22 protein-coding genes and 1 pseudogene are annotated in these 20791 nt (G+C 40.1%); 14 read left to right on the top strand and 9 right to left on the bottom strand.

Going from position 1 to position 20791, the window contains the following annotated elements; translation table 11 throughout:
• A pseudogene (locus ACR2F3_RS12895) lies at positions 1 to 787 on the top strand (DNA ligase-associated DEXH box helicase); the annotation flags it as partial.
• Positions 771 to 1406, top strand: coding sequence for a ligase-associated DNA damage response endonuclease PdeM (pdeM, locus tag ACR2F3_RS12900; protein WP_432710385.1), 636 nt, complete (start codon positions 771 to 773; stop codon positions 1404 to 1406). The pseudogene ACR2F3_RS12895 and the gene pdeM, both read left to right, overlap by 17 nt.
• Here the strand turns inward: pdeM and ACR2F3_RS12905 are convergent.
• Entirely contained in the window at positions 1403 to 1846 is a 444-nt protein-coding gene (locus ACR2F3_RS12905) for an NUDIX domain-containing protein (protein WP_432710386.1), read from the bottom strand. The genes pdeM and ACR2F3_RS12905 overlap by 4 nt on opposite strands.
• Positions 1843 to 2766 carry a cation diffusion facilitator family transporter gene (locus tag ACR2F3_RS12910; RefSeq protein WP_432710403.1) on the bottom strand — a complete coding sequence of 308 codons (924 nt, stop codon included), beginning with the start codon at positions 2764 to 2766 and terminating at the stop codon, positions 1843 to 1845. The genes ACR2F3_RS12905 and ACR2F3_RS12910 overlap by 4 nt, the downstream gene beginning before the upstream one ends.
• A 191-nt stretch (positions 2767 to 2957) precedes the next feature.
• Between ACR2F3_RS12910 and ACR2F3_RS12915 the strand changes: the two genes are divergently transcribed.
• The 5 genes from ACR2F3_RS12915 (at position 2958) to ACR2F3_RS12935 (ending at position 10910) form a co-directional block, all read left to right on the top strand.
• Positions 2958 to 4151, top strand: coding sequence for a pyridoxal phosphate-dependent aminotransferase (locus ACR2F3_RS12915; protein WP_432710387.1), 1194 nt, complete (start codon positions 2958 to 2960; stop codon positions 4149 to 4151).
• Between the two features lie 254 nt (positions 4152 to 4405).
• On the top strand, positions 4406 to 5005 hold the full coding sequence (locus tag ACR2F3_RS12920; RefSeq protein ID WP_432710388.1) for a TetR/AcrR family transcriptional regulator: 600 nt from the start codon (positions 4406 to 4408) through the stop codon (positions 5003 to 5005).
• Between the two features lie 109 nt (positions 5006 to 5114).
• Positions 5115 to 6311, top strand: a complete 1197-nt coding sequence (locus tag ACR2F3_RS12925; protein ID WP_432710389.1) for an efflux RND transporter periplasmic adaptor subunit — start codon at positions 5115 to 5117, stop codon at positions 6309 to 6311.
• Between the two features lie 8 nt (positions 6312 to 6319).
• On the top strand, positions 6320 to 9505 hold the full coding sequence (locus tag ACR2F3_RS12930; RefSeq protein ID WP_432710390.1) for an efflux RND transporter permease subunit: 3186 nt from the start codon (positions 6320 to 6322) through the stop codon (positions 9503 to 9505).
• Positions 9492 to 10910, top strand: coding sequence for a TolC family protein (locus ACR2F3_RS12935; RefSeq protein ID WP_432710391.1), 1419 nt, complete (start codon positions 9492 to 9494; stop codon positions 10908 to 10910). The genes ACR2F3_RS12930 and ACR2F3_RS12935 overlap by 14 nt, the downstream gene beginning before the upstream one ends.
• Positions 10911 to 10982: 72 nt before the next feature.
• Here the strand turns inward: ACR2F3_RS12935 and ACR2F3_RS12940 are convergent, their stop codons facing one another.
• A complete protein-coding gene (locus ACR2F3_RS12940) occupies positions 10983 to 12227 on the bottom strand; it encodes an ABC transporter permease (protein ID WP_432710392.1) in 1245 nt (414 codons plus the stop codon).
• A 158-nt stretch (positions 12228 to 12385) separates the two neighbouring features.
• Here ACR2F3_RS12940 and queA point away from each other — a divergent pair, with 158 nt between their 5' ends.
• A complete protein-coding gene (queA, locus tag ACR2F3_RS12945) occupies positions 12386 to 13435 on the top strand; it encodes a tRNA preQ1(34) S-adenosylmethionine ribosyltransferase-isomerase QueA (protein ID WP_432710393.1) in 1050 nt (349 codons plus the stop codon).
• Between the two features lie 76 nt (positions 13436 to 13511).
• A complete protein-coding gene (locus ACR2F3_RS12950; RefSeq protein ID WP_432710394.1) occupies positions 13512 to 14189 on the top strand; it encodes a 2-C-methyl-D-erythritol 4-phosphate cytidylyltransferase in 678 nt (225 codons plus the stop codon).
• 18 nt (positions 14190 to 14207) lie between these two features.
• Here the strand turns inward: ACR2F3_RS12950 and ACR2F3_RS12955 are convergent, their stop codons facing one another.
• The 6 genes from ACR2F3_RS12955 to ACR2F3_RS12980 all read right to left on the bottom strand — a co-directional run bounded on the left by ACR2F3_RS12955 (position 14208) and on the right by ACR2F3_RS12980 (position 17196).
• Positions 14208 to 14366 carry a lmo0937 family membrane protein gene (locus ACR2F3_RS12955; protein WP_196860129.1) on the bottom strand — a complete coding sequence of 53 codons (159 nt, stop codon included), beginning with the start codon at positions 14364 to 14366 and terminating at the stop codon, positions 14208 to 14210.
• A gap of 131 nt (positions 14367 to 14497) precedes the next feature.
• On the bottom strand, positions 14498 to 14719 hold the full coding sequence (locus ACR2F3_RS12960; RefSeq protein ID WP_008240955.1) for a DUF2795 domain-containing protein: 222 nt from the start codon (positions 14717 to 14719) through the stop codon (positions 14498 to 14500).
• An 84-nt stretch (positions 14720 to 14803) separates the two neighbouring features.
• Positions 14804 to 15352 (bottom strand): cob(I)yrinic acid a,c-diamide adenosyltransferase, encoded by a 549-nt coding sequence (locus ACR2F3_RS12965; protein ID WP_432710395.1) that lies wholly within the window; start codon positions 15350 to 15352, stop codon positions 14804 to 14806.
• Positions 15353 to 15367: 15 nt separating this feature from the next.
• Positions 15368 to 16126: an ABC transporter ATP-binding protein gene (locus ACR2F3_RS12970; protein ID WP_432710396.1), complete on the bottom strand. Its 759-nt coding sequence runs from the start codon at positions 16124 to 16126 to the stop codon at positions 15368 to 15370.
• 48 nt (positions 16127 to 16174) lie between these two features.
• A complete protein-coding gene (gene gatC, locus ACR2F3_RS12975; RefSeq protein ID WP_432710397.1) occupies positions 16175 to 16465 on the bottom strand; it encodes an Asp-tRNA(Asn)/Glu-tRNA(Gln) amidotransferase subunit GatC in 291 nt (96 codons plus the stop codon).
• Positions 16462 to 17196: a lysophospholipid acyltransferase family protein gene (locus ACR2F3_RS12980; protein ID WP_432710398.1), complete on the bottom strand. Its 735-nt coding sequence runs from the start codon at positions 17194 to 17196 to the stop codon at positions 16462 to 16464. The genes gatC and ACR2F3_RS12980 overlap by 4 nt, the downstream gene beginning before the upstream one ends.
• A gap of 78 nt (positions 17197 to 17274) precedes the next feature.
• Between ACR2F3_RS12980 and trpS the strand changes: the two genes are divergently transcribed.
• The 5 genes from trpS to ACR2F3_RS13005 all read left to right on the top strand — a co-directional run.
• On the top strand, positions 17275 to 18273 hold the full coding sequence (gene trpS / locus ACR2F3_RS12985; RefSeq protein WP_432710399.1) for a tryptophan--tRNA ligase: 999 nt from the start codon (positions 17275 to 17277) through the stop codon (positions 18271 to 18273).
• A gap of 55 nt (positions 18274 to 18328) precedes the next feature.
• The gene (locus tag ACR2F3_RS12990; protein WP_432710400.1) at positions 18329 to 18943 is read left to right on the top strand and encodes a deoxynucleoside kinase; all 615 of its coding nucleotides are present in this window, start codon (positions 18329 to 18331) and stop codon (positions 18941 to 18943) included.
• A gap of 1 nt (position 18944) precedes the next feature.
• Entirely contained in the window at positions 18945 to 19670 is a 726-nt protein-coding gene (gene kdsB / locus ACR2F3_RS12995; protein ID WP_432710401.1) for a 3-deoxy-manno-octulosonate cytidylyltransferase, read from the top strand.
• A gap of 39 nt (positions 19671 to 19709) precedes the next feature.
• Positions 19710 to 20243 carry a hypothetical protein gene (locus ACR2F3_RS13000; protein WP_432710402.1) on the top strand — a complete coding sequence of 178 codons (534 nt, stop codon included), beginning with the start codon at positions 19710 to 19712 and terminating at the stop codon, positions 20241 to 20243.
• Between the two features lie 450 nt (positions 20244 to 20693).
• Positions 20694 to 20791: hypothetical protein (locus tag ACR2F3_RS13005; RefSeq protein WP_432710404.1), on the top strand; the 98-nt coding region annotated here is incomplete at its 3' end.

Here is a 20791-nt window from a genome sequence, read left to right on the forward strand (position 1 = left end):
CTTACTGCGTAAAAAGTATAACCAGGCATTGGATGTAACGCAGGAAGATGATGAACTGGATATCCTTAAACCATTGTTTGAACGGCAGGCCAAGGTATCGCATGTACCAAAAAGTGATGAATTTTTAATAGAGCTGATCCATACCCGTGATGGTTACCACCTGTTTGCCTACCCTTTTGAAGGCAGGCTTGTGCATGAAGTCATGGCAGCCTTAATTGCCTATCGTATTGGGAAACTGTTGCCCATTACGTTCTCTATTGCCATGAACGACTATGGTTTTGAATTGTTGAGTGAACAGCAATTTCCGGTTGAAAAAACCTTACTGAAGTCGCTTTTTACACCTGATAACTTGGCTGAGGATATTGTAGCCAGCATTAATGCAACGGAAATGGCCAGGCGTAAATTCAGGGACATTGCCTGTATTTCTGGTTTGGTGTTTCAGGGTTACCCTGGAAAATACACGGCAAATAAACACCTGCAATCCTCATCGGCATTATTTTTCAATGTTTTTAGCGATTATGATAAACATAACTTATTATTGCGCCAGGCCTACGATGAAGCATTTTACCAACAAATTGAAGAGCCGCGCCTGGCTGCAGCCTTACACCGCATACAGGCAAGTAAATTAATTGTGGTGACTACCACATCCTATACCCCATTATGTTTCCCCATTAAAGTGGATAGCTTAAGGGAAAACATGAGCAGCGAGGAATTAGGACAACGTATACAAAGAATGACTGCTGAAGCAGAGAAAAGACCAAGGAAGAAAAATGACCATACCCTGTAAAGGCGAAACCTTTTTGCTGTGTAAAGAAAGAGTGATCTATTGGGAAGCGAAAAAAACACTAATTATTAGTGACCTCCATATTGGGAAAGCGGCTTTTTTTCGTAAATCCGGGATACAGGTACCTACGAAGGTTGGCAGGACTGATCTGGAACGACTAAGCGAGTGTTTAACATTATTTGACACTGAGGTTCTGCTAGTTACCGGTGACATGTTCCACAATTACATGAACAGTGATGTTATTGCTTTCAAACATTGGCGGGAGCAATACCCAGGACTGCAGATTAAATTAGTCATGGGTAATCACGATGGTTTGAAGCCTGAAGAATACGAAGCCCTGGGAATCGAAGTGTATTTAAAAGAATTGATTTACGGGCCCTTCCGTTTTGTACACGACCAGCCGGACACTTTTGACCAATATTATAATATTTCGGGACATATCCATCCGGGAATAACCTTGTTTGGCAAAGCAAGGCAACAACTTCGTTTGCCTTGTTTTTTCTTTGGAAAAACCTGCGCGATATTACCTGCTTTTAGTGTGTTTACCGGTTTAAGTATGCTTAAACCTACAGAGGAAGATGAAGTGTATGCGATTACGCCATCGGGCGTCATCGCCGTTTAAAGGTCCATTTGTGCTAACAGCCGTTCAACCACAGTTTGATCTGTTTTAAAGGTAACATCAGATACCTTTAAATCTTTTAATGGGATCCAGCGAAAACTCTGGTTGCTGTTCTTTCCAAAATCAAAGGGATGGTTAGTAAAGGCCAGGTGGTCTAATGGGTGTAACTCCTTTACAAAATAATAGATACTTAGAATCTGGCTGTTGTTAAATGACGATTTTTCATAAAAATCAGTGGTATAAAAGTGTTCGAGCACTTCGATTTCGGTTGCACATTCTTCTATAAATTCACGTTTGAGGGCATCTTTCAGCCCTTCGCCAAGTTCTAAGCCACCACCCGGGAATTTACTGAAACGTTTCCCTTCTGACTGCTCATCACTGATTAATATACCGCGCTCTGGATCGATCAGCAGTCCATATACCCTTACATTGAAATAACTCATTGTTCGAAATGCTTTTTATTTTTGGTCACGTTTTCTAAGGTCCAAGGAATCTCCCCACCAAAGCTTTCATGCCTTACCGGGCATTTCTTTACTTTACAATAGTGACAACATTCATACAAGCAAGGATCAGCATGAATAAACAATTCGGTAGCGCGGCCTTTATTTTGGTTAATCAGCTTGTCAATAGCAGATATTTCCTGGTGCACCCGGTTAAGGTCGTAATAATAAGGTAAGGTAACATGGCAGTCGATGTGCAGATCTGCACCGTACTGCTGCGCCCTGAGGTTGTGCACATCAATCCAGGAGTCACTTCTGTTTTCCTGCATGATGGCGACGATATCCTTTACCAATTCTGTATTGCTCTCATCCATAAGTCCTCCCACGGATTTTCGGGTAAGGCGGTAGCCGTTATAAACGATATAGGCACCCATGACGATGGAGATAACGCCATCAAGCCAGTAGATTTTGGTGATCTGTATCAGGATAATACCTATTACTAAACCAGCACTGGAAATGGCATCGGAAAGCAGGTGTTTCCCATCAGCCTCCAGTGTGAGGGAATGGTGTTTTTTACCAGTGTTGATCAGGTAATAGGCAACCAATAAATTAATAAATCCGGTGGCAGTGATGATTATGGCACCATCGTATAGTTGTTTGATGACGTGCGGATTAATCAGGTCGTAAGTTGCCTTACCGATAATGATTAAACCAGCTATGCCGATTAATACCCCTTCTACAAACGCAGAGAAGAACTCTACCTTTCCGTGCCCGTAAGGATGGTTTTCATCTTTAGGTAAGGTAGTGAGGTAGATGCTGTAAAAAGCAAAGCTACTGGCCAGTACATTAACAACACTTTCAGCAGCGTCTGTTAAAATAGCATTGGAATTGGTTATAAAATAAGCAGTAAACTTTGCGAGCATCAATATGACACTGATGCATAAGGATACGAGTATTGCTTTTTTCTTCGGATTCAAACTTTAGTAATTAGCGTACAAAAATAGGCTTTACTGATTGAACTATGTCAAAAAGTATTATTTATTAGTTTATAATTCCGCCAGGTTCATATATTTGCTATGCAACAAAATTATATTTTGCATAGGCCTTAAATATTATGACATTTTTATCGAAAAGAATTAATAACCTCTCAGAATCACAGACCATTAAAATGGCAAAACTAGGTAGAGAACTGTCCGCAAAGGGGATAGATGTCATCAACCTGAGTTTTGGCGAGCCGGACTTCTACACACCAAAGCACGTTAAAGAAGCGGCTAAACAAGCCATTGATGAAAATTATTCATATTACACGCCTGTTTCAGGTTACCCTGAATTACGCAAGGCTATTGCAGAGAAATTGTTGAAGGAAAACGGCTTGTCGTATAACTTCGACCAGATAGTGGTATCTACAGGTGCTAAACAGTCGTTGGCAAACGTCATCCTGTGTTTAATAGATCCGGGAGATGAAGTGATTGTACCTACACCTTACTGGGTATCCTATTCAGAGATGATCAAACTGGCCGAGGGCGAAACAGTATTCATTAATGCCACCGTAGAGCAAAATTTCAAAATTACTGCAGAACAGTTAGAGGCAGCAATTACGCCGAAAACAAAGTTATTTATGTTTTCTTCGCCATGTAACCCAACGGGGTCTGTATATACCCAGGAAGAGTTAGCTTCATTGGCAGCTGTATTTGAGAAATACCCAAACATCTACATCCTGTCTGATGAGATCTATGAACACATCAACTTTGTTGGAAAACATACTTCCATTGCATCTTTTGATGCCATTAAGGACCGTGTAGTGGTGGTAAATGGTTTCTCGAAATCATATGCCATGACTGGCTGGAGAGTTGGTTACGTTGCCGCTAACAAAGAGATAGCCAGTGCCTGCGATAAATTACAAGGACAAATTACCTCGGGTACCTGCTCCATTGCCCAAAGAGCAGCGTTAAAAGCTTACCAGGATGGACTTGATACCGTACACGAAATGGTAGCAGAATTTAAAAAACGCAGGGATGTGGTTTATGACTTGTTAAAAGAGATTCCAGGCATTAAAGTAAACCTTCCTGAAGGCGCCTTTTATTTCTTCCCAGAAGTGAAATCATTTTTCGGAAAATCAGCTGATGGACATACCATTAATACCGCAGAAGACCTTTCTTTATACCTTTTAAATGAGGCTCATGTTTCTACCGTTACCGGAGAAGCTTTTGGTAATGAAGATTGCATCCGTATATCCTACGCGGCATCTGAAGAGACCTTGAAAGATGCGGTAAGCAGGATTGCTGCAGCTTTGAGTAAATTAAACTAACTAATTGTTGCTTATCCTTTATTTAAAGGAGTACCCTAGATGATAAAAAGAGCCCAATTCAATATTGGGCTCTTTTTATTTATATAGCCTTCCCTCTCATGTAATTATTGCAGACCTTTTCTATATGGGGCTACTTTTGCCATCTCATTCCGGCTGATCAAAAACAAATAACTCTTTGACAAAAAAATGATGAATTATTGAAGTTTCCGATTTACATTTGTTTAACACTGTTAAATAATATAACAGTTTGTATTATGGGAAGTAAAGAGCGGATTGCGAGATTAAAAGAAGACACCAGGACTAATATTTTAGATGCTGCCCTTGAGATAGTAAAGGAAGAAGGATGGCAGGCTTTAAGTATGCGCAAAATTGCAGATAAGATAGAATATACTGCACCTATTATTTATGAATACTTTGAAAATAAGGAAGGAATTTTATTAGAACTTACCCGTCAGGGTTATGTGATTTTAAATCAGGAAGTGAAGAAGGCCATAGACCTGGATAAAGACCCGGCTAAACAACTGGAAGATATGTGGATTGCCTACTGGAACTTTGCATTTGAACATCGGGAATTGTACCAGCTGATGTATGGTGTGGAGATGAACTGTTGTTCCCAGAAAAAAGCTTTCCCCGAAGCTGTACATGCTAATAATCTTTTTTACGATAAAATCAGAGAGGTGATGTCTGTTGAAAATCCCCATGAAGATTTTGTCTGCAGAAAATTCTACACCTTTTGGTCTGTTATACACGGATTGATTTCAATCAACCTGGTTAATAAAGGCAGAGGGCAGGATATGAACGAACAAATTTTGCATGACGCCATCAAAGGCATTATTAAATATATTAACGATTAAATCTGATTTACCGGGTTCAAGACATTGAACCCTTTTTTTACCAAACTACTTAACGGTGTTAAATAACCTATTGCCGTTATATCCTAAGTTCCTAATAAATCAATATATCATGAAACAATTACCCAATCACACCCCAGTATCTAACGCTGTTAGAAAATCTAATAACGTTATGAAGGCAATGAGCCTCCTATTAGCCATTGTTCTCTTTGCATGTAATCGCCAGGAGAAAATGCAGGTTGCCAATCCGATAGTACAGACACTACCGGTAATGGCCATCAACAACAGCAACCAAACGACTTTTCTGGAATACCCTGCATCCATTGAAGGTGCGGTAGACCTGGAAATACGCCCGCAGGTTGCAGGCACCATTGACAAAGTATTTGTTAATGAGGGTGCACTGGTACAAAAAGGACAACCGTTGTTCAAAATCAATGAGCTTCCTTACAGAGAAGCTTTAAATAATGCCCAGGCCTTATTGCAGTCGGCACAGGCAGCGGCATTAAATGCCCAGCTTGAAATAGAGAAACTTACCCCTTTAGTAGCAAACAAGGTGGTTTCAGATTTTCAGTTGAAAAGTGCCAAAGCGGCTCATCAGATAGCTTTAGCCAATGTGGCCCAAGCCAAAGCAGGAATTGGCGCTGCAAAAATCAACCTTAGTTATACTTTGATTAAAGCACCTGTAACAGGCTATGTAGGCCGTTTACCAAAAAAACAAGGCAGTTTAGTAAGTACCTCCGACCCTATTCCACTTACGCAACTCTCAGATGCGCGCGAAGTGCACGTCTATTTTTCATTAAGTGAAGATGACTTCATTAGTTTCAATGAAAAATACGACGGAAATAATGTAAACGAGCGCTTGAAAAATATCCCTGGTGTATCACTTTTACTTGCCGACAATACTGAGTATCCTCACCAGGGTAAATTGGACATGATTAATGGCCAGTTCGACAAACAAACTGGTGCCATTACATTTAGAGCAACATTTCCAAATAAATCAGGCTTGTTGCGCTCTGGAAATACTGGTAAAATAAGACTCTCCATGGTGCATGAGCAGGCTTTATCTGTACCAACCGAAGCGACAATAGAAATTCAGGACAAGATTTTCATATTCTCGGTAAGTAAAGACAACAAAGTAAGCAAACAGCCCATTACTGTGCTTGGCACAAGTGGTAACAACTACCTGGTTAAAAATGGCGTCAAAGCTGGTGACAGGATCGTATTAAAAGGCATGGAAACCCTTAAAGAAGGTGAAATCATTGAGCCAGAAACAGCAGCAGGTTTAACCGCAGTTCATATTCAAAAATAACTATCAAAATGTTTAAAAGATTTATAGAAAAACCAGTATTGGCCACCGTGATATCCGTTATTCTGGTGATACTGGGTATAATCGGCCTCAGCAAATTGCCCTTGCAGCAATTCCCAGATATCGCGCCACCGGCTGTACAAGTAATGGCACTTTATCCCGGGGCCAATGCAGAAACAGTTTTAAGGTCTGTAGCCCCCTCTTTAGAGGAGTCTATTAACGGAGTTGAAAACATGAGTTACATGAGTTCTACCGCCAGTAATGATGGCTCATTAGTGATCACGGTTTACTTTAAATTGGGAACTAATCCGGACCAGGCGGCGGTAAATGTTCAAAATAGGGTAGCTCAAGCCACCAGTCAACTGCCTGTTGAGGTGGTTCAGGCAGGAATTACTACCGCCAAACAACAGAACAGTTTGATAATGGTGGTGGATATGTATGTGGAGGATACGCTAAATTACGACCAGGCTTTTATGGCTAATTATGCGCAGATTAACATCATTCCAGAAATAAAAAGGATCCCAGGTGTTGGGCAGGCGGTAATTTTTGGTGGAAATAAAGACTATTCCATGCGTATATGGTTAAATCCAGCAAAGATGGCGGCCTACCAGTTAACCCCAAAAGAAGTGACTGCAGCTATACAGGATAAAAGCCTGGAAGCCGCACCTGGTAAATTTGGTGAAAGCAGTACGGCTTCGTTTGAATATGTTGTTAAGTATAAAGGAAAATTAAACAAACCAGCTAATTACGAGAATATTGCCGTGAAAACAAATGCGGACGGATCGGTTCTAAGACTAAGAGACGTTGCAAAAGTTGAATTCGGCACTTATACCTACAGTAATTTTACCCGCGTAAACGGTAAACCTGGAATCAATATCGGAGTGATGCAATTATCGGGTTCAAATTCAAACGAGATTCAGATTGCTATCGATAAGCTGATGCAAAAAGCGGCTAAGGATTTCCCAAAAGGAGTAAAACACCTCATTTTATACAATACTAAGTATTCGCTTGATATATCCATTGCACAGGTAAAAACTACCCTTATTGAGGCGTTCATCCTGGTATTTATTGTGGTATTTATATTCTTGCAGGATTTCCGTTCGACGTTAATTCCTGCTATTGCGGTACCTGTAGCCATCATTGGAACATTCTTTTTTATGCAGCTGTTTGGTTTTTCCATTAACCTGCTCACGCTTTTTGCATTAGTACTTGCCATTGGTATTGTAGTAGATGATGCCATTGTGGTGGTGGAAGCGGTTCATGCAAAAATGGAACACCAGAAACTGCCGCCGAAAGCAGCCACTATTTCTGCAATGAATGAAATTACTGGCGCTATTATTTCCATTACGCTGGTGATGTCGGCAGTGTTTTTACCAGTCGGGTTTATGGAAGGATCTACAGGTGTATTTTACAGGCAGTTCGCTTTTACCCTCGCTATTGCCATCGTTATTTCTGCAGTAAATGCCCTTACATTGAGTCCGGCCTTGACTGCCCTATTTTTAAAAGAAAATCACAGTTATGAGGCCGACCCTGCCAAAAAGAAAAGTTTTAAGGAAAAGTTCTTTATTGGATTCAATTCAGGTTTTGACAAGCTAACCAAAAATTACCTTGGCGCTTTGCGATTTCTGATCCGCTATAAATGGGTAAGTGTGGCCGGACTATTGGTTGTTATGCTTGCCACTGGCATTTTGGTTAAAAGAACACCTTCAGGATTTATCCCCTCAGAGGATCAAGGTTTTATTGCTGTTTCCTTGTCCATGCCTGTTGGTGCTTCTTTAGACCGGACAACTAAGGTAATCAAGGAACTTGAAACGAGACTTGGCGACATGGAATCCAAAAAAACCCTGATGGGATTATCTGGTTTCAACATTCTTACGCAGTCGTCCAGTCCATCCATGGGTGTATCCTTTATCTTATTGAAACCTACAGAGGAAAGAGGTGAAGTAAAAGACATCAATTTGATTATGGATGAAGTGAGAAACAAACTTTCGGGTATTAAAGGAGCCAGTTTCTTTGTTTTCACCTTCCCTACTGTTCCAGGTTTTAGCAATGTAGACGGCTTGGATATGGTGCTTCAGGACCGCACAGGTGGCAGCCTCGACAAATTCAGCGGCCTGAGTAGTAAATTTATTGGCGAATTAATGAAACGTCCGGAAATAGCAGTTGCTTTTACGTCTTTCAGGTCTGATTACCCTCAATTGGAGCTACAGGTTGATGATGAAAAGGCAGATCAGCTAGGTGTGCCCGTTAAAGATGTACTGCAGACCATGCAGGCTTATTTTGGAAGTACCCAGGCGTCGGATTTTAACCGTTTCGGTAAGTATTACAGGGTAATGGTACAGGCAGATAAAGCCAATAGAATAGATCCGACTGCCATGGATGGTGTTTTCGTGAAAAATGCTGCCGGCAATATGGTTCCCATTAACACCATTGTAAAACTGGAACGTGTTTACGGACCGGAGAATGTTTCAAGGTACAATTTGTTCAACTCCATTGGCATTAATGCGATTCCGAAACCTGGCTATAGCTCCGGAGATGCCATTAGAGCAGTGGAAGAAGTGGCAGAAAAACAATTGCCTTTCGGTTATTCATACGAATTTACGGGCCTCACCAAGGAAGAAATTTCTTCCAGCGGGCAGTCGGCCATAATTTTCACGCTTTGCCTGGTATTTGTTTATTTCTTGCTTGCTGCACAATATGAAAGTTATATTCTGCCTTTAGCCGTGGTATTATCTATTCCTGCAGGTATTTTAGGCGTATTTGTTGCTATCGGCTTAACAGGAATATCTAATAATATTTATGTGCAAGTGGCGCTGGTGATGCTCATTGGCCTGCTTGCCAAAAATGCCATCCTGATTGTTGAGTTTGCTGTACAGCGCAGGATGGCGGGAAAATCATTGACAGTTTCAGCGATTGAGGCCGCAAAACTACGTCTCCGCCCTATTATTATGACTTCCCTTGCCTTTATTGTGGGTATGATCCCCATGATGAATGCCGTAGGTCCTTCAGCTTTAGGTAATCATTCTATAAGTATCGGAGCTGCCGGAGGTATGGTGTTCGGTGTGGTGCTGGGTTTATTGCTCATTCCAATACTCTTCATTTTTTTCCAATACATTCAGGAAAAAGTATCACCACTACACGTAGAGCTCACAAAAAACACAAATCATGTAAAAGAACTTGTTCATGAAAACGAATAAATATTTCTATTTCCTCTTCCTCCTTTCGGCAGTGGCCCTGGGATGTAAAGTATCGAAGGATGTTGCTCTTCCTACAAATGCAATACCAGCTGCCTACAGGACAAGTGTGCCAAATGAGTCCATCAGTATTGCAGCCTTGCCGGTACACGAATTTATCAGGGAGCCTGATATTCAGGAATTGATAGACACGGCATTAATCAGAAACTATGATTTACAGGTGGCGCTTAAAAACATCGAAGCCGCCGAGCAGCTATTCAAACAATCACGTCTGGGCAACATTCCGGTGTTAAACATGCAAATAACAGCCAGTTCTAACCGGCCGTCAGACAACAGTTTAAATGGTTTGAGCAGCAGTCAGTTTTTAGGAACCAAACATATTGAAGACTACAATGCCGGTCTGGGTTTAAGCTGGGAAGCAGACATCTGGGGGAAAATAAAAAACCAGCAAAAGTCGGCGCTTGGGGCCTATCTACAGACAACAGAAGCCAGAAAAGCCTTACAAACCAGGATTGTAGCCAATGTGGCACAAGGTTTTTACCAGTTACTAATGATGGATGCACAGATGGAAGTGGCTAAAAGAAATCTGGAACTAAACGACAGCACACTTCGTATTATAAAAATGCAGTTTGATGTGGGGCAAGTTACTTCATTGGCTATCCAACAGGCAGAAGCCCAACAATTGGTTGCAGCACAGTTAATTCCACGGTTGGAACAAGCCATTGCCATTCAGGAAAATGCACTGAGCATTCTTACCGGCAAGGTGCCTGCTGCAGTGGTACGGCAGTCGACTCTGAAAAAAATTAGAACCCCTATCGAGTTGCCCACCGGGATCCCTGCGGCATTAGTAAGCACCAGGCCCGACGTTAAAAGTGCTGAACTGGCCTTGACCATCGCGAATGCTGAAGTGGGTATTTCGAAAGCAAATTTGTATCCTAACCTGACGATTACGGCAAGTGGTGGATTAAATGCCTTAAAAACCAGTACCTGGTTTAATGTACCTGCTTCCTTATTTGGTGTTGTGGCTGGGGGCATTACCCAGCCCATTTTCCAGCGCAGGCAGCTGAAAACCCAATATGAGCTTGCTAAAATTGACCGGGATAGGGTTGTTATCGAATTTAGGCAAACGGTACTTAATGCCACAGGCGAGGTGTCGGATGAACTGGTGAGGATCCAGAAATTGAAACAGCAGTACGACATTTCTTTGCAACGGATGAACACTTTACAACAGGCGGTAAAAAACGCCAACTTGTTGTTTAAAAATGGCTTGGCGACTTACCTGGAGGTAATTACGGCGCAAAGTAATTCCTTACAAAGTGAATTAGAATTGGCTGAAATAAAGACAAACCAACTTATTGCTGCTGTAGCACTCTACAGAGCATTAGGTGGTGGTGCAGGCACTATGTAAATACCCAAGTAACAATAAAAGCCCGAAGGTTCTTCGGGCTTTTATTGTTTATCAAACTGTTTATTTTATAGATTATGACCTGATGGCTTCTACGGGGTCTAATTTAGAGGCCGAGTATGCTGGCCAGAAACCTGATATCACACCGATAATGACCGAAATGGAAATCCCTGTCATTACATTCTTCAAATCAAGGATGATTTTCACGTCCATCGCATAGGTAAAAAAGAGGGTGATCAGATAGACTAAAAATAATCCAAGGGCACCGCCCATGAGACATAAAGCGACGGCCTCAAACATAAACTGTAATAATATAAAATAGTTTTTAGCACCGAGGGACTTCTGGATACCAATAATATTGGTGCGCTCTTTTACCGAAACAAACATAATATTAGCGATACCAAAACCACCAACTAATATGGAGAACCCGCCGATTACCCAGCCCGCAATATTCACCATGTTAAACATGACATCGAGTTGATTAGATAATATAGTGGCTTTATTTAGAGAAAAGTCATCTTCTACACCTGGTCTAAGGCGGTGAATAGCACGTAATACGCCTTGCAACTCACTTTCAACCTCTTCCATGGCAATGTGTTCTTTACCTCTTACCGTTATTTGGGGATTGTATTGTTCATTCTCTATATCGAATAACCCCCTGGCGAGGTTAATTGGAATTAACACATTTTTATCTTGCGACATGCCTAGCATGTCCTCTCCTTCTTTCTTAAACACACCCACTACAGTGAGCCGCCTGCCCAATACTTTAATCTGTTTACCTACAGCTTCCTGTCCACCAAACAGACCGTCGGCAATGTCGGCACCTAATATGACCACGGGCGCACCACTCCTCCCCTCGTTTTCCGTAAAATAACGTCCTTCCTTAAAATCAAGGTTCCATGTTCTATCATAATCCTGAGAAGCCGCGATGACGCCCACATTTTCTACTGAATTGCTTCTGTATTTAATAATCCGGTTACTGGCTGAAGCTTCAAAGGAGATACCATCAACGTTCTCAAGACGCTCGCGGAGCGCCTCAAAATCTTTAATACTAGGTTGCGGACGGTTAATATATTTCCACCATGGATAAGAATCACCGAAAAGCCACGGCCATTTTTGTATGAATATGGTTTTCGATCCTAATTTATCAACACTTTCCTGAAGTTTGTTACGCAAGGTATCTACGGCTGAAAACACTGATATGATGGTAAAAATACCAATTGTTATGCCCAGTAAGGACAACATGGTGCGGAGTTTATTCTGGCGCAAAGCGTCGGCAGCAAACCAAAAACTCTCGGTTATAAGTCTTAAGATGATCATAATTAGTATTTAGACCAAAACTAGTATAAAAGGTTACAGCCTTGATGTAGTGTTATTAAAATAAATGAAGCGTCAATTTTTTAGTACATATAATCATTATTTCTAATTTAGGAAATAAATTTTGTAATTTTGCACCCTTAATTATTACATCGAAAAACATGAAGTTATCTCAATTTAAATTTAATTTACCTGAATCATTAATTGCCAATACCCCTTCTGATCAGCGCGACGAAGCCCGCTTGATGGTTTTACATAAGGACAGTGGCAAGATTGAGCACAAAATATTCAAAGATGTTTTAGGCTATTTTGATGATCAGGATGTAATGATTTTAAATAATACAAAGGTATTCCCTGCTCGTTTATATGGCAATAAGGAAAAAACCGGAGCCACGATTGAAGTATTTTTGCTACGCGAATTGAACAAAGAGCTTCGTTTATGGGACGTTTTAGTTGATCCTGCACGTAAAATCCGCGTTGGAAATAAATTATATTTCGGCGAAGACGACCTTTTGGTAGCTGAAGTAGTTGACAATACGACTTCAAGAGGGCGTACCATTCGTTTCCTTTTTGATGGAACGGATGAAGAATTTAGAAAAAACATAGAGATTTTGGGTGAAACACCACTTCCTAAATATATTAAACGTAAAGCTACCGCACAGGATAAAGAACGCTACCAAACAATTTTTGCAAAACATGAAGGTGCTGTTGCAGCTCCAACTGCAGGCTTGCACTTTAGCCGCGAACTGATGAAAAGATTGGAATTGAAAGGCGTAAACTTTGCTGAAGTAACGTTACACGTGGGTTTAGGCACCTTCAGGTCTGTAGAAGTTGAAGATTTAACCAAACACAAAATGGACTCTGAGCAGTTCATTATTGAGGCTAAAGATGCTGCAATTGTTAATAAAGCTTTGGAACACAAAAGAAAAATCTGTGCGGTAGGAACTACTTCTATGCGTGCGATTGAGTCGGCGGTTTCATCTGGCCATTTGTTGAAGCCTGCTAACGATTGGACCAGCAAATTTATTTTCCCTCCATATGAATTCAGTATTGCCAATTCAATGATTACCAATTTTCATACACCAGAATCAACTTTGTTAATGATGGTAAGTGCATTTGGTGGATATGATAATGTTCGAAACGCATATGAGGTAGCCTTAAAAGAAAAATACCGCTTTTATAGCTATGGCGATGCCATGTTGATTATTTAATTATAGTATTTATTATAGAACAGGAGATTTAAACTTAGGTATAAATCTCCTTTTTTATTTACCAGACACTAATTCAATGAAATACTACGCTATCATTGTAGCAGGTGGATCGGGTTCCAGAATGAAGACAGCGCAGGCTAAACAGTTTCTTTTGTTAAATGACCTGCCTATTCTGATGCATACGATCAACGCTTTCCATAGGTGTGATGTGAAGCCTGAAATTGTTCTTGTACTAAACATTGATCAACACCAGTATTGGACAGAACTCTGTACTAAATTCCAGTATACTGTCCCCCACCTGTTGGTAAAAGGAGGCGAGCAGCGATACCATTCCGTAAAAAATGGACTAAAAGAAATTAAGGGAAGCGCAATTGTCGCAGTTCATGATGCTGTACGTCCTATGGTATCAACTAGCCTGATTACTGCATCATTTCAGCTTGCAGAAACTGCAGGCAACGCTATTGCTGCCCTAAGGCCAGTAGATTCCATTAGAATGGGCGAGGCAAATTCGACAAAGGCATTTAACAGGGAGGATGTATTTTTAATTCAGACACCGCAAACTTTTCAGGTATCTCAACTTAAAAAGGCCTATGAGCAGCCTTTCAGGAATGACTTCACTGACGATGCTTCTGTGGTAGAAAAGGCTGGTTTTAATATCCAGCTCATTGAAGGGGAACGGGAAAACATTAAAATAACTTATCCAATCGATCTCGAACTGGCCAGTTTATTACTTCAAAAAAAAGGCTCCTGCTAAACAGGAGCCTTTATTATATTAGGCGGCGCGATTAATCAGCTTTAAGATAATTGCAATCACAGCAATTACTAATAAAACGTGAATTAATCCACCTACGTCACCAAATCCCTGAAAGAAAAAACCAATGATCCATAATATGACTAATACTACAGCAACTAGATAAAGTAAATTTCCCATAATTGTAATTTTTTAGAGTTAATTGTTAATTAAATGATTTATCAAAGCAACAAACGCTTTCTTGACAGTTCATAAACAATCTTCGTTCCAAAAAATAAAGCCCTGGGGTTGCAGGGCTTTAAATGGTTAATCTAATATTCATCTTCGTTGAAGAAGAAATCGTCTTTTGTTGGATAATCCGGCCAAATTTCTTCAATGGTTTCATAAGGCTCGCCATCATCTTCAAGGGCTTGTAGATTCTCAATCACCTCAACAGGGGCACCGGATCTAATGCCGTAATCAATTAATTCGTCTTTTGTTGCAGGCCATGGAGCGTCTTCCAAATGCGATGCGAGTTCTAAGGTCCAATACATATGTTTTCTATTAGTTTATTCTTTTATTATTTCCGCAAAAGTATATTAAAAAACCTGATGAAAACAAAATTTTACAGTTTTTTTTTAAACCCTTGGTATCCAGATGTTTTCATCGGTATGGGCATCTAGATTCAGTTTTCGGGCCAAAACAAATAAATAATCGCTTAACCTGTTCAAATAAATGGTCATTTTTTCGTCAACAAAGCTTTCCGCCTGAAGCTGAAAAGTAAGCCGTTCTGCCCTTCGGCAAATACATCTGGCTACATGACAATAAGAAGTAGTGGTATTTCCTCCTGGCAACACAAAATGCTTTAACGGCGGCAAAACTTCATTCATAACGTCCATTTCTTTTTCAAGAAAGTCGATATCCGTAGTAAGCAGGTCAGGGATTTTCATTTTAGACTTTTCAGGGTCTGCCGCCAGTGCAGCTCCTATTGTGAACAGTCGATCCTGAATTTCTTTAAGGGTGCCTTTGTAATGGGGGGCGATATCCTGGCAGGCAATCAAGCCCACATAAGAGTTAAGTTCATCTACCGTACCATAACACTCAATTCGGAGGTGATATTTAGGAACACGAGTACCCCCTATCAGGGAGGTTAAGCCTTTATCACCGGTTTTAGTATATATTTTCATCAAATGCGTGAAAGATTAACCCATCGTTTCAAAATCGTCGCCTCTTTCTTGAAGTACGCTTAAACGTGGGGATACCGTTTTAATGTCTGTGTTTAAATAATCATTTTCAATCAAACCGTCACGCATCCTCACAATTCTGTGGGCATGCTGAGCAATATCTTCTTCGTGTGTTACCAGAATAATGGTATTCCCCTTACTATGAATCTCTTCCAGCAACCCCATGATCTCTATAGAAGTTTTGGTATCCAGGTTTCCTGTAGGCTCATCGGCTAAAATAATAGATGGGTTATTGATGAGTGCGCGGGCTACGGCAACGCGCTGGCGTTGTCCACCTGAAAGCTCATTTGGCTTATGGGTAACCCGGTTGCCTAAACCAACATTTTCTAAAGCAGTTCTCGCGCGCAATTCACGTTCGGCTTTACTAACACCGGCATAAATTAAAGGCAGAGCCACATTATCAAGTGAAGTTGAGCGGGGTAATAGATTAAAGGTCTGAAATACGAAGCCAATTTCTTTGTTCCGCACTTCAGCAAGGTCATTATCCGTCATTCGGCTAACATCAATGCCATTTAGGATATAAGTACCTTTTGTAGGAGTATCCAAACATCCTAGGATATTCATTAATGTAGACTTTCCAGAACCCGAAGGTCCCATTAACGCTACAAACTCGCCTTTATTAATACTTAGGGAAACCGATTTTAAAGCATGAATAACTTCTGTTCCTATAACATATTTCCGGCCTATATCGGTAATCTGGATTAATGCGTCTTCCATATTTTTAATTTTTAGACCGAAATCAAGGCCTTAATGTTACACCTGTTGTTATTTTTCTATGATTTTAGGCACCATAAAGAACTCTTCATTATGTTTCGCCGAATTCATCAAAGCTTCTTTCACCGTAATTTCTTGCTTCACCACATCATCGCGCCAAACATTTACTTCGGGATTCATATAAACCAGTGGTTCCACATCCTTGGTGTCCAATTCGTTAAGCTTCTCCATAAAGGTAAGAATTTTACTCATCTCCGTAATCAGATTACCAACCTCTTCTTCCTTTATTTCAATCCTTGCCAAATCGGCTACTTTATATATGGTTTGTTTATCTATATTCATCGGGTCACCAGTTTACTATTAATCAATTCAAATACTTTTTCTTTCAGCTCATCGGTATCTTCCAACGTCAGGTGCGCCGTTGGAACGGCTTTATGGATGTAAATATCGCAAATCCCCGGACTACTGCCATACTTTTCTCCGTCATCCCACATTTTTTTCCACACATTAGATAAAGTAACCGGTACAATTGGTATTTTTTTTTCAATCGCTAGGCGGAAGGGACCATTTTTGAAAGGTAATAATGATGGTGGATAATTGTCTGTCGAAATACCTCCCTCAGGAAAAATTATCAAGCTCCTTCCTGCTTCTAAATTATTTCCAGCCTTTATAAAAGCCCGAAATGCTGATAGCCTATTGGTACGACTTACGGGAATATCAATGGTGTTGAAGAAAAGTTTCAATACCGGATTGCCAAGTAGCTCCTCCTTCCCCATAAAATGGAAGTTGCCCCTTGCCAATAGGCAAAAAGCCATGATATCCAGATTGGAACTATGATTGGCACAATAAATATAGGTTTTATCAATTTCTAATGGCGCTTCGAAGCTCAGCCTGAAATATATCCCTGTAAAAAAACTGGAGCACATGCTATTGAATTTACGCAGTTTATTAAGCCATGGATAAAATGCCGGTTTGCTGGCAGCTAAATAATAAAATGGATAAAAGAGGATGAAAAACAATACAATAACAAAGATGACATAGATGCGGTGGATCCGCCTTAAGTATTTGTTCATTCCGATCAAAAATACTAAAAATAGCTATATGGTGTTGAAATTACTATTCCAAATCATTTTTTTATTAATTTCGGCCCCATGAAAGAAACGGTTGTTAGTGGGATACGTCCAACAGGAAAATTACATCTGGGAAATTATTTTGGTGCTGTCACCAATTTTGTAAAAATGCAGCATGAATATAACTGCTATTTTTTTATAGCAGATTTACACTCCCTAACGACCCATCCTACACCACAGGATCTAAATGGATATGTAAAACACGTTTTGGTAGAATACCTGGCCTGCGGAATCGATCCGGAAGCTTGCACAATCTACATCCAGTCTGATGTTCCAGAAGTGGCAGAACTGTATTTATACCTGAACATGAATGCTTACCTGGGCGAACTGGAACGAAGTGCTTCATTTAAAGATAAAATCCGCTCCCATCCCGACAACGTCAATGCAGGACTATTAACTTATCCATCTTTAATGGCTGCTGATATTTTGATTCACCATGCCACTAAGGTTCCAGTGGGTAAAGACCAGGAACAACACCTTGAAATGACCCGTACCTTCGGTAATCGTTTCAATAGGTTATATAACAAAGACTATTTTCCTGAAGCTTACGCTTTTAGTTATTCTGATAAACTGGTAAAAGTGCCCGGTTTAGATGGAAAAGGGAAAATGGGTAAATCAGAAGGTGATGGTAATTGTATTTATTTATCCGATTCGCCGGAAATTATCCGCAAAAAGGTTTCCCGTGCCGTAACAGATGGCGGGCCAACGGAAGAAAATCAAACTAAACCTGAGGCCATTCAAAACCTTTTTGACCTGATGTCTATTGTGTCTACACCAGATACACTGGCGCATTTCAACGATCTTTATAACAAAATGGCAATTCGTTATGGTGATTTCAAAAAACAACTTGCAGAAGACATGATCATTGCGAACAACCCGATTAGGGAACGTATTGAAGAAATCGCTAAAGACACCGATTACTTAAGAAAAGTGGCCAGCACCGGTGCAGCTAAAGCAAGAGAAAGTGCACAAAAAACGATCAGAGAAGTTCGTGAATTAATTGGCTTTAGACCTTTTTAGCATTAAACAATTAAGACCAAAACAACCTGTTTAGTCTGTTAAGAATAAAATATATATGCATATAGCAATTGTAGGAAATATTGGTGCTGGTAAAACTACCCTCACTGGTCTATTAGCGAAGAATTATGGCTGGGAGGCTTTGTACGAGGCGGTAGACAACAACCCTTACCTGGAAGATTTTTATGGCGATATGAAAAGATGGAGCTTTAATCTTCAGATTTATTTCCTAAATAGCCGTTTCCAGCAGATTGCCGAGATTGAACGATTAAACCGAAATGTTATTCAGGATAGAACCATTTATGAGGATGCGCATATTTTTGCAGAGAACCTTCATGACATGGGTTTAATGACCAGTCGCGATTTTGAGAATTATAAAGCCATATTCGACAACATCACATCATTTATTAAACCGCCGGATTTATTGGTTTACCTGAGGGCATCGGTTCCGACACTTGTAAATAACATTCAACGCCGGGGCAGAGAATATGAGGCAAGCATTCGCCTTGACTATTTATCCAAACTTAATGAAAAGTATGAAGATTGGATAAAAGGTTACACCTTAGGGAAATTGCTTATTTTAGATAAAGATAAATTGGATTTCACAAACAATGCAGAAGATTTAGGATCTGTAATCCAATCTATTGAAGCAGAAATTCACGGTTTGTTTTAATATGAAAATACTAGGCGTCATTCCTTCCCGTTTTGCTTCTACCCGTTTTCCGGGTAAGCCGTTGGTACAGATTGCTGGAAAAAGCATGATCAGAAGGGTTTACGAACAAGCTTCTAAATCAAACCTTCTCCATACAGTTGTGGTAGCTACAGACGATCAGCGCATTGCAGATGAAGTTAAAAGCTTTGGCGGCCGCTATATCTTCACCAGCGATACCCACCAAAGCGGAACGGATAGATGCGCCGAAGTCGTTAGCCACTTTCCTGAAATGGACGCAGTGATTAATATTCAGGGTGATGAGCCTTTTATCGACCCCGAACAAATAGATTTAGTAGCCAGGTGTTTTTCCGACACCAATGTACAACTGGCGACGCTGGTTAAGGCAATTACAAATACTGAAGACCTGTTTAACACCAATATTCCAAAGGTAGTGTTCAATAACATGCAGGAAGCCATTTATTTTAGTCGGCAAACCATTCCCTTTTTAAGAAATCAAGTGCCAGAACAATGGTTAACTGCACATCCCTATTATAAACACATTGGCATTTACGGCTATTCAGCCGCTACGCTTCATGCCATCACCCAGCTTCCACCATCGAGTTTAGAAATGGCAGAAAGCCTGGAACAATTACGTTGGCTGGAAAATGGGTATAAAATTCAGGTAAGAATCACCACACTGGAAACCATAGCGATCGATACTCCTGAAGACTTGAAAAAGCTTCCTTAAAACATTAAACTGTGTTTGGGGGTTATTTGAATATTACTTATGAAAAAAATAACGTTCACATTAACAGCATGTATACTTTTTCTTGCCGCTTGTTCTACTAAGCCTACTTCTGACACCAAAGAGGTTACAACCGTTAAAACCATTAATAAGTCATTTAGCGACACCACTACACTTGACACCTTTGAGGTTACCCTTAGTGGAAATAAACCTAAAGACATGTTGCTCACCTTTAAAATAAAGAATAATGAAGGTAAAGAAATCTACGAGCAGGTGTTGCAGGCTTCTGATCTATTGGACAACTATAAGGAAACCGTTGACTTAGGCAAAGAAAAAATGCAACGTGACTTTATGTTGCAGGAATTAAACTACTTCCTGGATGAGGAAAACTTCCTGGAACCGGCAGTGACACCTAATGAAACTGCTGATCAATTTACGCCTAACCAAGCCTTTTACAATGAACTTAAAGGCACAAATTTTAATGGTTTCAAATACAGAATTAGTAGGGAAACGAAAATCTATATCGCCTGGTCTGAAAAAGATAAACGAGTTAAAATCTATTATAAATGCTGTTAAAAGGGCTTAGTGTAATGTATAACCGAAGCCACCTCTTTGCTCAAAAATCATATTCCAGTTAGATTTAACAAGATTGTTGCAACAACCCAGAATAACCAGCTTCCATCTAAAAAAGATTGCAAAATAAATATACTGACTTTCAGCGCTTTATATAAATACAATAAAATTGTTTTTATATTGTCAAAATATATCCCTAACATTATAAAAGCGTTAGCTTAGTGTAACGCGAAACAATCACCTAAACTCAAATATTCTAACCAAATATAAGTTAAAAAAAGAGCCTGATATTTTCAGGCCTTTTTTTTTGAGCAGCCTCCCAAGTATAGATGGCAACGCTTTTATATATTCAAAAACCCCTTGGAGTTTCCTTTTATTTACTAACTTTGTATCCCGTACAAAAACGATAAGAAATGCCATAAAAAGGCACTTCTCTCACACAAATTCGCAAACATGACTAAGTATATTTTTGTTACGGGCGGTGTTACTTCCTCCTTAGGAAAGGGCATCATCTCCGCTTCATTGGCCAAACTTTTACAAGCAAGAGGCTA

It is taken from the genome of Pedobacter sp., assembly GCF_045627485.1.
In the GTDB taxonomy this organism is placed as follows: domain Bacteria; phylum Bacteroidota; class Bacteroidia; order Sphingobacteriales; family Sphingobacteriaceae; genus Pedobacter.